The organism is Parablastomonas sp. CN1-191 (genome assembly GCF_049354825.1).
Taxonomy (GTDB): domain Bacteria; phylum Pseudomonadota; class Alphaproteobacteria; order Sphingomonadales; family Sphingomonadaceae; genus Novosphingobium.
Window position 1 is genome coordinate 1,324,298 of the sequence record NZ_CP186480.1, and the last position, 12,795, is coordinate 1,337,092.

General features: G+C 69.1%; 13 protein-coding genes and 1 tRNA gene. 5 read left to right on the forward strand and 9 right to left on the reverse strand.

What is annotated here, in order from left to right; all coding sequences use genetic code 11:
• Positions 1-33: 33 nt before the first annotated feature.
• The 5 genes from cobA to ACOYW6_RS06620 are packed head-to-tail and all read left to right on the forward strand — an operon-like array spanning position 34 to position 3,954.
• A complete protein-coding gene (gene cobA, locus ACOYW6_RS06600; RefSeq protein ID WP_423143012.1) occupies positions 34-810 on the forward strand; it encodes a uroporphyrinogen-III C-methyltransferase in 777 nt (258 codons plus the stop codon).
• Positions 807-1,103 carry a DUF2849 domain-containing protein gene (locus tag ACOYW6_RS06605; protein WP_423143013.1) on the forward strand — a complete coding sequence of 99 codons (297 nt, stop codon included), beginning with the start codon at positions 807-809 and terminating at the stop codon, positions 1,101-1,103. The genes cobA and ACOYW6_RS06605 overlap by 4 nt, the downstream gene beginning before the upstream one ends.
• Entirely contained in the window at positions 1,103-2,737 is a 1,635-nt protein-coding gene (locus tag ACOYW6_RS06610; RefSeq protein WP_423143014.1) for a nitrite/sulfite reductase, read from the forward strand. The genes ACOYW6_RS06605 and ACOYW6_RS06610 overlap by 1 nt, the downstream gene beginning before the upstream one ends.
• Positions 2,730-3,176, forward strand: coding sequence for a DUF934 domain-containing protein (locus ACOYW6_RS06615; protein ID WP_423143015.1), 447 nt, complete (start codon positions 2,730-2,732; stop codon positions 3,174-3,176). The genes ACOYW6_RS06610 and ACOYW6_RS06615 overlap by 8 nt, the downstream gene beginning before the upstream one ends.
• Positions 3,160-3,954, forward strand: coding sequence for a phosphoadenylyl-sulfate reductase (locus ACOYW6_RS06620; RefSeq protein WP_423143016.1), 795 nt, complete (start codon positions 3,160-3,162; stop codon positions 3,952-3,954). Before ACOYW6_RS06615 ends, ACOYW6_RS06620 begins: the two co-directional genes overlap by 17 nt.
• A gap of 3 nt (positions 3,955-3,957) precedes the next feature.
• On the opposite strand, the gene ACOYW6_RS06625 is transcribed toward ACOYW6_RS06620, so the two are convergent.
• The 9 genes from ACOYW6_RS06625 to ACOYW6_RS06665 form a co-directional block, all read right to left on the reverse strand.
• Positions 3,958-4,869 carry an SDR family oxidoreductase gene (locus ACOYW6_RS06625; RefSeq protein WP_423143017.1) on the reverse strand — a complete coding sequence of 304 codons (912 nt, stop codon included), beginning with the start codon at positions 4,867-4,869 and terminating at the stop codon, positions 3,958-3,960.
• Positions 4,866-5,996, reverse strand: coding sequence for a glutamate 5-kinase (gene proB / locus ACOYW6_RS06630; RefSeq protein WP_423143018.1), 1,131 nt, complete (start codon positions 5,994-5,996; stop codon positions 4,866-4,868). The genes ACOYW6_RS06625 and proB overlap by 4 nt, the downstream gene beginning before the upstream one ends.
• Before the next feature lie 95 nt (positions 5,997-6,091).
• Positions 6,092-7,147 carry a GTPase ObgE gene (gene obgE / locus ACOYW6_RS06635; protein ID WP_423143019.1) on the reverse strand — a complete coding sequence of 352 codons (1,056 nt, stop codon included), beginning with the start codon at positions 7,145-7,147 and terminating at the stop codon, positions 6,092-6,094.
• Positions 7,148-7,329: 182 nt separating this feature from the next.
• Positions 7,330-7,405 (reverse strand) — tRNA-Ala (locus ACOYW6_RS06640).
• Positions 7,406-7,498: 93 nt separating this feature from the next.
• Entirely contained in the window at positions 7,499-8,344 is an 846-nt protein-coding gene (locus ACOYW6_RS06645; RefSeq protein ID WP_423143020.1) for a hypothetical protein, read from the reverse strand.
• 168 nt (positions 8,345-8,512) lie between these two features.
• Entirely contained in the window at positions 8,513-9,268 is a 756-nt protein-coding gene (locus tag ACOYW6_RS06650) for a Bax inhibitor-1/YccA family protein (protein ID WP_423143080.1), read from the reverse strand.
• A gap of 116 nt (positions 9,269-9,384) precedes the next feature.
• A complete protein-coding gene (locus ACOYW6_RS06655; protein ID WP_423143021.1) occupies positions 9,385-10,152 on the reverse strand; it encodes a pyrroline-5-carboxylate reductase family protein in 768 nt (255 codons plus the stop codon).
• A 152-nt stretch (positions 10,153-10,304) separates the two neighbouring features.
• Positions 10,305-10,811 carry a YbjN domain-containing protein gene (locus tag ACOYW6_RS06660; RefSeq protein WP_423143022.1) on the reverse strand — a complete coding sequence of 169 codons (507 nt, stop codon included), beginning with the start codon at positions 10,809-10,811 and terminating at the stop codon, positions 10,305-10,307.
• A gap of 163 nt (positions 10,812-10,974) precedes the next feature.
• Positions 10,975-12,714, reverse strand: coding sequence for an SPOR domain-containing protein (locus ACOYW6_RS06665; protein WP_423143023.1), 1,740 nt, complete (start codon positions 12,712-12,714; stop codon positions 10,975-10,977).
• Positions 12,715-12,795: the final 81 nt, after the last annotated feature.

Consider the following 12,795-nt stretch of genomic DNA (forward strand, 5'->3'; position numbering starts at 1 on the left):
CGGGTCGCCGGCCGCGAAGCCATCTCAACCGGGATGGACAAGCCCCCCCCTTCGGCCCGTATCGGCACCGTGCACCTTGTCGGCGCCGGCCCCGGCGATCCCGACTTGCTGACGCTGCGAGCGGCGCAGCTGATCGCACAAGCCGAGATCATCGTTCACGATGGCCTGGTTTCGCCCGAAATCATGGCGCTCGCCCCCGATGGTGCGCGCCTTGTTTCGGTTGCCAAGCAGCGCGCGCGCCACACGATGAACCAGGATGCGATCAATGCGCTGCTGGTGGCGGAGGCCTTGGCCGGACACGACGTGATCCGCCTGAAGGGCGGAGATCCCTTTATCTTCGGACGCGGCGGCGAAGAGGCCGAGGCCTGCTGCGCCGCCGGCGTCCCGGTCCAGGTCGTCCCCGGAATCAGCGCCGCGAGCGGTGCCGCTGCAGCCGCGCTGCTCCCGCTCACACACCGCGGCGCCTCGTCGGCGGTAAGTTTCGTCGCCGGGCAATGCCGCGGCTTGTCCGAACAGGACTGGACGGGGCTGGCCGGACACGGCCGCACGCTGGTGATCTACATGGGCGTCGCGACGGCCGGCGCCATCGCCGACAAGCTGATGGCCGACGGCCTCGATCCCGCGATTCCGGTTGCTGTGATCGAAAACGCGACCCGGCCCGAGATGCGGGTGCTTCGGGCGCCGCTGGCGGGGCTTGATGCGCTGGTCGCGGACCATGCCGTAACGAGCCCGGCGCTTATTGTTGTCGGAGACGTTGCCGCCGCGCCCGTGTCGGCGCTTTTCGAACTCGCGAAGGAGGCGGTGCAGTGAATATCCTGACCGGAAACGACCTCAAGACCGGCGCGGTCACCTGGTGGACGGGGAGCGACTGGTCGCTCCACGTCGATGATGCCACCGACGTCGGCGACCAGGCCGACGCCATCCTGGCGCGCGAGGTCGCCGCACGGCGGGTGAACTCCGCCTATGCCATAACTGCGGAGCACACCGGCGGCGGCGTCCGCCCGGCCCACATCAAGGACCGCATTCGCGCCCTGGGGCCGACCGTGCGGCCCGATTTGACGCTGAAGCCCGCCGATCCCGAAGCACGCGACTGGGTGATCTGATGTACCGATATGACCAATACGACCAGGCCATGGTCGACACCCGCGTCGAGGAATTCCGCGACCAGGTTCGCCGCCGCATCGAGGGCAAACTGGACGACGACCAGTTCAAGCCGCTGCGGCTGAAGAACGGGCTGTATCTCCAGCTCCATGCCTACATGCTGCGCGTGGCGATCCCGTATGGGACGCTCAATTCGGGGCAGATGCGCACGCTGGCCGATATCGCGCGCCGCTACGATCGCGGCTACGGCCATTTCACCACCCGGCAGAACATCCAGTACAACTGGATCAAGCTGGCCGAAGCGCCCGACATCCTTGCCGACCTGGCCAGGGTCGAGATGCACGCGATCCAGACCAGCGGCGAATCGATCCGCAACATCTCGTCCGACCAGTACGCCGGCGCGGCCGCAGACGAGGTCATCGACCCGCGTCCGTGGTGCGAAATGCTGCGCCAGATGACCACGTTCATGCCCGAATTCAGTTACCTGCCGCGAAAGTTCAAAATCGCGGTCATCGCGTCCGCGGAAGATCGCGCGGCGCTTCGCTGGCACGATTTCGCGCTTCGCATCGTCAGGAGCGAGGCCGGCGAAACCGGGTTCGAGGTCTACGCCGGGGGCGGCATGGGCCGCACGCCCTTCATCGCGTTCAAGATCCGCGATTTCCTGCCTGCGACGCAGATCTTCAGCTATTTGCAGGCGGTTCTGCGGGTTTGGAACCGCGATGCGCGGCGCGACAACATCCACAAGCAGCGCATGAAGATCTTGGTCCACGACCTTGGGCAGGAAGAATTCACCCGCAGGGTCGAGCAGGAGTTCGCACACTTCCTCTCGCTTGGGCAGGATTTCCCGCAGGCGGAGTATGACCGGATCGCGGCGTTCTTCGCACCGCCCCCGTTCGAAACGGACCTGGCGCACGAAATGCCTTCCGGCGATCCCGCCTTTGCCGCCTGGGCTGAGCGGCAGGTCGTCCCCCACAAGGTACGCGGCTACGCCATCGTCAACATCAGCCTCAAGCCGGTCGGCGGCATTCCGGGCGACATCTCGGCCGACCAGATGGACCGGGTTGCCGAGTTGGCCGAACGGTTCAGCTTCGACGAATTGCGTGCGACACATTCGCAGAACCTGGTCCTGCCCCATGTCCGCAAGGCTGACCTCCCCGCGGTCTGGGCGGCCCTGGTCGACGCCGGGCTGGCCGAGCGCAACCTCGACCTGGTGACCGACATCATCGCCTGCCCCGGGCTCGACTATTGCAGCCTCGCCAACGCCCGCTCGATCCCGCTGGCCCAGAAAATCGCCGAGCGCTTTGCCGACCCGGACCGGCAGGCCGACATCGGCGAGCTGAAGCTCAAGATTTCGGGCTGCATCAACGCCTGCGGGCATCATCACGCCGGGAACATCGGCATCCTCGGCGTCGACCGCAAAGGCAGCGAGAATTACCAGCTCCTGCTGGGCGGCTCGGGCGACGAGATGACGAGCCAGGCCAAGATCGCCGGTCCCGGCTTCGACGAGGACGGCATCGTCGACGCGGTCGAGCGCGCGATCGAGCATTACCGCGCCGTCCGCACGCCGGGAGAGCGCTTCATCGACACGTATCGCCGGGCCGGGATGGACGGGTTCAAGGAGGCGATTTATGGCTGATTTCCGCTATCGCAATGACGACCCTGCCGATGAGCCGGCGGTAACTCTCGATGCCTTCCTGGAGCAGGCCGAAGCCGCATCGGTGCGGATCGAGGCAGGCGAGGACGTGGCGGCGCTGCTGCCGCACCTCGGCCGCCTCAAGCTGATCGAGGTCGATTTTCCCCGTTTTCGTGACGGACGCGGCTTCTCGACGGCGCGAACCCTGCGCGAAGCGGGCTACGCCGGCGAGCTCAAGGCCACCGGCGATGTCCTCGTCGACCTGATCTTCTTCATGCGCCGCTGCGGGTTCGACAGCTTTGCGCCCGACACCCCGCTCGACCCGGCGGATGTCGAAGCGGCGCTCTCCCGCTGGCCCGAGGTCTATCAACCGGCGGCGGATGCGCGCGCTCCGATCTGGGCGCTGCGCCATGGTGCGACGATCGGTGGACACGGTGGCTAGCCGGGCGATCGACCGGATCGACGTCGCGCCAAGCTTCACCCAGGCGGATGCCGACGCGCTGGAAGCGCGCTTTGCCGGAGTGGATGCCGAGACGATGCTGCGCGAACTGCTGGCCGAGGGCGTGCTCGGCAGGGTCGCGGTGGTGTCTTCGTTCGGGACCGAAAGCGCGGTCCTGCTCGACCTTGTCGCCCGCGCCGATCCGGCGACCCCGGTGATCTTCGTCGATACGAAGAAGATGTTCGATGAGACGCTTGCCTACCGCGACACGGTTGTCGGTCGGCTGGGCCTGACCAACAGCTCGACCGTCACGCCCGATGCGGCAGTCCTGGCCGTAAAGGACGAAACCGGCCTGCGCTGGTCCTATGATCCCGACGGCTGCTGCGCGATCCGCAAGGTCGAGCCGCTGGCGCGGGCGAAGGACGGGCTCGACGCCTGGATATCCGGGCGCAAGGCGTTCCAGTCAGTGACCCGCCAGAACCTGCCGCGCTTCGAGATCGAGGCCACTGAAAACGGCAACACCCGGCTCAAGATCAATCCCCTGGGAGACTGGACCAAGGACGATCTCGAGGCGTGGTTCGCTGCGCACGACTTGCCGCGCCACCCTCTCGAGGCTGCCGGGTTTCTTTCGGTCGGCTGCCAGCCCTGCACCAGCAAGGTGGCGCCTGGTGAAGACCCGCGCGCCGGGCGCTGGCGCGGCTGGGACAAGACCGAGTGTGGAATCCACGGTTCGGACTCGCCCGAGGTTGACCTGCCGCCGGGCTACGATCCGGTCTTCTAGTACTCAGAACCAGCGGTTGTCGCGGTACCAGCGCGCGGTGTCCTTCAGCGCCTCGCGCGTGGCGACGCGCGGTTTCCACACCGTCTCCGGAACGCGGCGGCTGCGTGCCGAGACCCAGTCCGGATGCGTCATGTAACTGACGCGGTCGGGCGTCAGCTTGGCCTTGCCGCGGCGCAGGAAGCGGTCGGCGGCGGCCGCGCGCGCTAGCATCGCCTTCGACAGGTGCAGCACCCACGGGCGGCGCCCGACGGCCCAGCCGATCGCGCGCGCAAGTTCGTAGTGGCCCCAGCCTTGCGGCTTGCCGTCGTCGGGCTCGAACGTGCGATGGCTGGCCTTGTCGCTGCCTGCAACCAGCGCCAAGAGCAGCCGCGCAAGGTCGTCGACGTGGATCAGGCTGGCCCGCCCCTCAGCGGGCGGCATCGGCAGGATGCCCATGCGCGCGATGCGGAACAGCTCGAACATCTCGGTATCGCGGGGACCGAACACCGCAGGCGGGCGCACGATCGTCCAGTCGAGCCCGCTGGCGCGGACGATCGCTTCGGCCTTGGCCTTGCTGGCGCCGTAATCAGACAGGCCCGGCTCGCGCGCGGCCAAAGAGGAGACGAGGATGAAGCGCGGCACGCCGGCGGCCACGGCCGCCTCGACCAGATTGAGCGTGCCGGCCACGTTGCCGGCCTCGAAACCTGCCGCGTCGGGCGCGTTGACCACACCGGCGACATGGATGATCGCCTCGGTGCCTTTCACCAGACGGGCCAGGGCCTTGCGATCGGCAAGATCCCCGCCAACCCAGGTAACGCCCTTGCGGGGCTGCTGCGCCCGGCGGTTGAGCGCGCGGACCCGCAATTTCGCATGCTCGGCGGCATCGAGCACGGCTTGCCCGACGAAGCCCGTGCCCCCGGTCAGCGCGATCGTCATAGCAGCGCCAGCTGGTCGCGGTGGATGATGGCCGGCCGCGGCGCATAGCCGAGCAGCGCGGCGTGTTCGCCCGATTGCCGGCCGCGCAGCATCGCGCAATCGGCGGAATCGTATTCGACCAGCCCATGCGCAAGGACGCGGCCGACCTTGTCGCAGACCGCTACTGCATCGCCGCGGCGAAACTCCCCGTCGACCGTTAGGATCCCAGCCGCCAGCAAGCTGCTGCCGCCGGCCAGGGCTTTTGCCGCGCCCGCGTCGACCGTAAGCGCGCCCTTCAGCCGCAGGCGGCCGCCCAGCCAGGCCTTGCGGGCGCCGGTCTTGCGCCGGGGCACGAACAGCGTGCCGATGGATCCGTCCAGTGCCCGCGCGATTGGCGAGTCCTTGGTCCCATTGATGATCGCCAGCGCGATCCCGGCCAGGTCCGCAATCTCCGCCGCCTGCAATTTCGACGTCATGCCGCCCGATCCGAGGCCCGATGTCGATCCCCCGGTCGCCATGGCATGGATGGCAGGAGTAATTCCCTTTACCACCGGGACCAAGCGCGCCGCCGCGTCGGCCGGATCGCGGTCGTAAAGCCCTTCGACGTCGGAAAGCAGCAGGACCGCGCTGGCCTGCGCGGCCTGCGCCACGCGCGCAGCCAGGCGATCGTTGTCACCGAAACGGATCTCTCGCGTCGCGACTGAATCGTTTTCGTTGACCACGGGGATGGCGCCGGCGTCCAGCAGGCGTCCCAGCGTGGCGGTCGCGTTCAGGTAGCGGCGCCGGTCCTCCAGGTCTTCCAGCGTGAGCAGTAGCTGCGCCGCGACCAGTCCCTCGGCGGCGAGCAGTTCCGCCCACAGGCCGGCAAGCGCGATCTGCCCGACAGCGGCGGCTGCCTGCGCATCGGCCAGGCTGCCACGTCCGCCCTTCGGCAAGCCGAGCTTCGCCGCGCCCAGCGCGATCGCGCCGGAGGATACCACGATCACGTCCTGGCCGCGTGCGCGCGCAGCAGCGAGCTCGGCCACCAGCCCGGCGAGCCAGGCGCGGCGCGTTCCATCGGCGCCGATCAGCAACGCCGAGCCGACCTTGACCACCAGCCGGGGGCAGATTGCGGACTTCGCCAGGTCAGAGAGCGCGGTAATCCCCATCGCGGCGCGGATGGCGGCAAAGCCCGGCTTATGCAAGGGGCTGCGCGGTGCCGCGCGCGCCGAAGCGGGGCGGGTTCAGGCCGGGTCGGAAGCCGTCATAATGGCGACCACGGCGCAGCCGCGCCCTCGTCCTCCTGCTCGCCGCTGGGACGCTCGGTGGCGGTCGCTGCAGGAAGATAGCTGATCACCGCGTCGAGCAGCGCGTCGAGACCCGCGCCGGTTGCCCCGGAAATCGGGAAGACCTTTTCGGCGCCAGCTTCGAGCAACTCGGATGAGAACGCCTCGACCAGCTCGGCGTCGACCAAGTCGATCTTGTTCAGCGCCACCAGCCGGGGCTTGCCATCGAGGCCGCCGCCGTATGCCGCCAGCTCGTCCTCGATGACCCGCATCGCTTCGGCCGGGTCGGTCCCGCTGACGTCGATCAGGTGAATGAGCACGCGGCAACGCTCGATATGGCCGAGGAAGCGGTCGCCGATGCCGGCTCCGTCGGCCGCGCCCTCGATCAGGCCGGGAATATCGGCCAGCACGAATTCGCGCGCGCGGTGGCGCACGACGCCCAGCTGCGGGGTCAGCGTGGTGAAGGCATAAGCGCCGACTTTGGCGTTGGTATTGGTGATCTTGTTGATGAAGGTCGACTTGCCGGCGTTGGGCAGCCCGACCAGGCCGGCGTCGGCCAGCAGCTTCAGCCGCAGCCATACCCAGCGTTCCTCGAACGGCAGGCCGGGCTGGTGCTGGCGCGGGGCGCGGTTCGTGCTGGTCTTGTAGCTGGCGTTCCCGCGCCCGCCCAGCCCGCCTTCCAGGAGCACGACGCGCTGGCCGGCCTCGACCAGGTCGGCCAGCACTTCCTCGCGGTCTTCGTCGAGGATCTGCGTGCCCACCGGCACCTTGATCACGAGGTCCTTGCCCTGTGCGCCGGTGCGATCCTTGCCCATGCCGGGCACGCCGCGCGGCGCCTTGAAATGCTGGGTGTAGCGAAAGTCGATCAGCGTGTTGAGCCCGGCCACCGCCTCGAACACCAGGTCGCCGCCACGGCCGCCGTCGCCGCCATCGGGTCCGCCATATTCGACGTACTTCTCACGCCGGAAGGAAACGGCACCCGGCCCCCCGGCGCCCGAGCGGATGTAGATCTTGGCCTGGTCGAGAAAATGCATGAGTCAGTGATAGCTCAGTTGCACGCGTTTGTCGCGCTGAGGTCCAGGACGCAGAGTAGCGAGCCTGGGCGTGCCGAGAATGACGTCCTCGGAGAACAGGCGCGCAGCGACCGTCAGGTCGTGATCACCGGACGCGCACGAGGACGGCGTTCAAGGCCGTCCTAGGTCGCTTGTCGGTACACTGGTGGAGCCGAGGGGGATCGAACCCCTGACCTCGTCATTGCGAACGACGCGCTCTCCCAGCTGAGCTACGGCCCCGTTCCAGTGCAAACCGCGGCAGCCGGGCCGCCGCGGGAGGCGCCCCCTTAACGAAGGAGTGGGGCGCGCGGAAGAGAAAAAATCACGCCCGCGTCAAGGCGCGGTGGTCGCCGTCGGCGCCGGCACGGTTACCGTCGCAGCCGAAGTGGCGGCGGGCGCCGGTACGACCACGGTCGGCGGCACGGCCGGGACGGTAACGGTCCCCGTGGGCGTGACCACCGGCGTGGTGAACGCGGGGGGCAGCGGCGCCTGTACGGTGGTGGGCGCATACTTGGCGTCCCACAGCGCGGCGTCGGTCTTGTACTGCTCGTAAGCGCGGAAGAACTGCTCGAACACACTGTCGAGGCGCGGCAGTTCCAGCGCGGCGAAGTCCTTCAGGCCCGCGGGCGTTACCGCCATCGAATCGTGCGCCAGCGCCAGCGATGCATCGCAGAACCCGCCGAGCGTCGGTGGCGAGGCGTAGAAGTTGTAGACCTGCGTCATGTAGGCTTCGCGCGGCGGGATCCAGCGCTGCCCGTACTTGGCCTTGAACTCGCCATCGACCGCGCGGTTGGCCGCGGCCAGCCCCTTGGCATGGACCTTCAGGAAATTCTTGTAGCCCACCAGGATGTCGGCGTGCTCGGGCCGGAGGCAGTTGAGCGCGGCGACGTTGTAGGCGGCGCGCAGGTTCCACAGCGTCTGGTCGGGGGTGATGCCGTAGTTGAGCGTGCGGCGGATGCCGTCGAATCCGATCGGCGGCGTGGTCAGCAGCGGCGAGGCGTTGAGCGGCGGCAGCGGGCGCGGCGGGATCACCACGACCGGCGGCGGCGGCGGAGGCGGCGGCGGCGGCGGGGTCTTGGCCGCGCAGGCCGCAAGCGTAGCCATCAGCGCCGCGCTGGCGGCCAATTTCAGATCGCGCCGGATCGAGCGCTGCCCGCTGCGCCGAATTGCCTTGCCCATCGTATCTAGCGTCCCTGTCCCGGCTTGATGTCTTGCGGCCATGTCTGCCGCGCCCTGCCTTGCGGCAGGATGAAGCGACACCCCTAGACGGTAGGGCGAGCAAAGAAAATGCCCGGCGCGAGGGGTAAACCGCGCGCCGGGCACCGATTGTCGTCTATTTGGGTGCGATCAGCGGCGATCGCCCATGAAGCGCAGCAGGTACATGAACATGTTGATGAAATCGAGGTAGAGGTTCAGCGCCCCCATCACCACGACCTTGCCGGCCATGTCAGTGCCGCGCACGTACTGGTACTGCTCCTTGAGCTTCTGCGTGTCGTAGGCGGTGAGGCCGGCGAAGATCAGAACGCCCAGGATCGAGATCGCCCAGTAGAGCCCCGGCGACTGCAGGAACATGTTGATGAGTGAGGCGATGATGATGCCGACAACGCCCATGATCAGGAAGCTGCCCATGCCCGTCAGGCTGCGCTGGGTGGTGTAGCCGTAGAGGCTGAGCCCGGCAAAGGCGCCGGCGGTGGCAAAGAACGTCGCCGCGATCGAGGCGCCGGTGTAGACGAGGAAAATCGTCGACAGCGACAGGCCCATCACGATGGCGAAGCCCCAGAAGCAGGCGCGCAGCGCCGTGAGGCTGAGCTTGTTCAGGCCGAAGCTCATCACCAGCACGAACGCCAGCGGCGCCAGCATCACGACGATGCCGAGGCCCGAACCCATGACTTGCGCCGCCGCGCCCGAGCTGGCGAACAGCATCGCCACGATGCCCGACAACAGCACGCCCGAGGCCATGTAGTTGTAGATGGACAGCATGTGCCGGCGCAGGCCGGCGTCGAACGTCGTGCGTCCGACCGAAGGCACGGCTACCGAAGGAGACGCGCCGAAGCCCGTCCCGACCTTGCGGTCCTGGGGCTGGGGGTCGTTCCAATTGGCCATGGTGTGGTTCTCTCCGTTTCCGGCGCCCATGATGGGCGCCTCGGGGATCAATATCGCCCCTCGCCCGCCCCACTTCAAGGAAAACCGGACGGGCAGCTGTCGCAGATTGTAACGGTTCAGCCGGCCAGCTCGGAGCCCCGGTCGCGCGCGGCGCGCAGCGTCGCGGCAATCAGCCGTGCCAGCGCGTCATCGGCGTCGAGCACTGCCAGCCCCGCCGCGGTGGTGCCGCCCGGGCTGGTGACGCGCCGGGCCAGATCGCCCGGGTCGTCGTTCGAGCCAGCCGCCAGCGCGGCCGCGCCCTGGACCGTCGCCAGAGCCAGCCGCCGCGCCTGCTCGGCCTCCATGCCAAGGGCCGTCGCGCCGTCAGAAAGCGCTGCCAGGAAGCGGTAGACGAAAGCGGGCCCCGATCCGACCAGCGCGGTGACAAGATCGAACTGCGCCTCGTCCACCCATTCCGGCGTACCAAGCGGTGCCATCAGCGCGCTTACGGCGGGGTCTTCGGCGCCTGCCAGTCCGATCGGCGCAAGCCCGATCTCGGCAGCCAGGTTGGGCATGACGCGCAGATGCGCGGCCGCGTCCGGGAACAGTGCGGCAAGGCGTGCCAGCCGCACCCCCGCCAGCATCGAGATTACCGTCGCCCCGGCAGTCAGCGGTGCCAGCGCTGGCGCCGCTTCGTCCAGTGCCTGCGGCTTGATCCCCAGCACCACGGTTGCAAACGGCCCGCCGCCCGGCTCGCGCCGCAGGGTCACGCCGGCCGGCACGGCGGCCAGCGCTGGATCCAGCACGGTGAAGCGCGCAGGATCGAGGCCGCCCCGCAGCCAGCCTGCCAGCATCGCCCCGCCCATGTTGCCGCAGCCGGCCAGCAGGATCGCGCCGTCAGTCATCGGCGGCAGCCTTGCTTGACACATTTGACACGGTCCTGGGGACGTTACCGCACGGCCCCCGAAGGGACGCGGCGTGAGCCGGGCGAAGCGGGGAGAACAGGCGGTCCATCGCCGCCATCATGCCACCGAAGCGGCGCTGTAGGACAGCGTTTTCAGGCTTCCCCGGCGGCGTCGACCAGCGCGCTGGCCAGCGCCTCGGCCGGGGACTTGTCACCCCAGAGGATGAACTGGAACGCCGGGTAGAACCGGTCGCACTCGTCGATCGCGGCCTCGACCGCGGACTGGGCCTGGGTCAGGCTGAGCAGCCCTTCATCGCCCAGCATCAGGCCGTGGCGGTAGAGCAGGACCCCCCCGTTCGACCAGACGTCGAAATGGCCGACCCAAAGCTGCTCGTTGACCAGCGCCAGCACCTCGAACATCGCGCTGCGCTTGTCGTCGGGAACGCGGATGTCGGGCAGGCAGAGCAGTTGCAGCACGCTGTCCTCGCGGCGCCAGATCCCGCGCAGCGTGTACTTGGCCCACGATCCCTGGACTTCGCCCGAAATCTCGTCGTCGCCGACGTATTCGTAGTCCCAGCCGCGCGCCTCGAACAGCGCCGCGAGCATATCGACCGGTGCCGCGTCGTCCTGGCCCGCGTTGTCCTGGTTATCGGTCCTCATCACGTCCGCCCGAAACTCCCGCACGACGCACTGGTGTCGTCGCGGCCGAAATGCGTCGCCGCCAGGGGCGATGACAATGACCGGTTAACCCTGCCTTGGGCATAACCCGACAAGCCTGTGGACGGCGTGTGGACAAGCTGTGGGCGCGGGCGGCACCGCGACCTCACGCACCCGGCAGCGCGTCGACGACTTCGCCGGCGTCGGTGGAGACCGGGAAAGCCCCCGATACATCGGTCTTCTTGAGCTGCGCGATGAACGCGGCGGCGGCCTTGGACGTGGCGAAGGGGCCGACCATCAGGCGGTTGGTCTGGCCATAGGGCATGACCCACGGGCTCTTGCCCTTGAACACCGCGGGATCGGCCTTGACCAGCTTGCGCCAGTCGAAAGCCAGCGCCTTGCGGTCGCGCCCGACGCCCACCTGCACGAACGTGCGCGCGGGATTGTCCTTGAGCTTCTTGGCGGCGGCGTCCTTTTCCTTCTTGTCCGCCAGCGCCTTGGCCTTGGCGGCCGCGTCGGCCTTGGCCTTTGCCGCCGCTTCAGCCTTGGCTTTGCGGTCGGTTTCGGCCTTCGCCTTGGCCGCGGCCGGATCGGGCCGGGGTTTCGCCGCGGGCGCTGCCGCCGGCCCCGCATCGAGCTTGCGGACATCGACCGCGCCGGGCGCGGGCGCGGCCGCGGCACTGGGCGGCGCGATATCGGCGAACGCGTCGGCCAGCGTCACCGGCTTGGCCGCTGCGGGCGTCGATGGCGCCGGTGCCGGTGCCACGGCGACCTGCGCAACGCGGGCCTGAGTGACGGGGGCCTGGGCGACGGGGGCTTGGGCGACGGCGGCCTGCGTGACGGGGGCCGGCACAACCACCGGCGGCGTTACCACGGCGACGCGCTGGACCGGGGCCGGCACGACCGCGGGCGGAGGCGCGGCGGACGCCACCGCGGCCGGGGCGATGGTCTCGCGCGTCGGGCGCACGTCTGGCGGCGGGGTGGCGGCAATCGCGGGCAATTCGGCGTCGCGCGAGGGTTTGCCCTTCTTTTCGTCCTTGGCCTTGCGCCCCAGCGGCTTGCCCGCCGGCGTCAGCGCGGTGTTGGCGGCGGCCAGTTCGGGCGTGTTGCGGGTGTACTGGGCGACGCGCGGATCGTCGCGGCCGATTTCGGCGGCGCGCGGGAAGAAGCCGAGGTCGCCGGCGGCGGCCTGCTGGGCCCGCGTCAGGCGCGGCATGTAGCGAAGGTACGCCGCCATCGCGAGCGCGAGGTCGGGCGTCATCGTCGAGCGGGCGATCGATTCCGCCTCGTCGGCCTTACCCAGGATCGCCAGCGCAAAGGCGCGGGTGCGCCAGGCACCGCGATCCTGCCGCTGCAACAGCGGCGACAGTGTCGCCTCCATCCCGGTGCGGTCGCCGTCGATCGCCTGGCTGAGCGCCAGGCGCCGGGCCAGCTCGTCGCTCGGCCCGGCGGTCATGGCCTGTCGGTAATAGCGCTGCGCGCTGACGGTATCGCCAACGAGGTCGTAAGCCAGCCCGCGGTCGGCCAGCGCCGAGGGTTGCAAGACGCCCGCGCGCGCCGCCTGGTCGAACAGCGGTAGCGCGGTGAAGGGATCGAGCCGGCGCACATAGGCACCGGCCAGCCCGGCCTTGACCTGCGCGTTGCCGGGAACGACCGCATCGGCGCGCTGGTAGAACCCGATCGCCGCGTCGACGTCGTTCATCTCGAGCGCGGCCTGGCCGGCATCGAGCAGCGCGGCGACGTCGCGCGGATCGCGCGCCAGCCGCGACAGTGCCAGAGACAGGCGGGGATTGGCAGCACTCGACTGGCGCACCGGCTGCGCCTGCGCGGGCAACGCCGTGCCCACCAACCCCGCTGCCAGGGCCAGCGCGGTCGCTGCCGCGGTCAATGCCGTCTTGTTACCCACGTCCCGTCCCGCCTTGCCTTGGCTGCCACCGGGGTCATGCCCCGCCGGCCACCTAGGTGGCCAAGGCTGAACCCCGGGCGA

Bases quoted from the DNA above. Each gene is read 5' to 3' on its own strand.
- obgE (WP_423143019.1), bottom strand. From the start codon at position 7,147: ATGCATTTTCTCGACCAGGCCAAGATCTACATCCGCTCGGGCGCCGGG.
- ACOYW6_RS06655 (WP_423143021.1), bottom strand. From the start codon at position 10,152: ATGACTGACGGCGCGATCCTGCTGGCCGGCTGCGGCAACATGGGCGGG.
- ACOYW6_RS06650 (WP_423143080.1), bottom strand. From the start codon at position 9,268: ATGGCCAATTGGAACGACCCCCAGCCCCAGGACCGCAAGGTCGGGACG.
- proB (WP_423143018.1), bottom strand. From the start codon at position 5,996: ATGGGGATTACCGCGCTCTCTGACCTGGCGAAGTCCGCAATCTGCCCC.
- ACOYW6_RS06615 (WP_423143015.1), top strand. From the start codon at position 2,730: ATGGCTGATTTCCGCTATCGCAATGACGACCCTGCCGATGAGCCGGCG.
- ACOYW6_RS06610 (WP_423143014.1), top strand. From the start codon at position 1,103: ATGTACCGATATGACCAATACGACCAGGCCATGGTCGACACCCGCGTC.
- ACOYW6_RS06645 (WP_423143020.1), bottom strand. From the start codon at position 8,344: ATGGGCAAGGCAATTCGGCGCAGCGGGCAGCGCTCGATCCGGCGCGAT.
- ACOYW6_RS06625 (WP_423143017.1), bottom strand. From the start codon at position 4,869: ATGACGATCGCGCTGACCGGGGGCACGGGCTTCGTCGGGCAAGCCGTG.
- ACOYW6_RS06660 (WP_423143022.1), bottom strand. From the start codon at position 10,811: ATGAGGACCGATAACCAGGACAACGCGGGCCAGGACGACGCGGCACCG.
- cobA (WP_423143012.1), top strand. From the start codon at position 34: ATGGACAAGCCCCCCCCTTCGGCCCGTATCGGCACCGTGCACCTTGTC.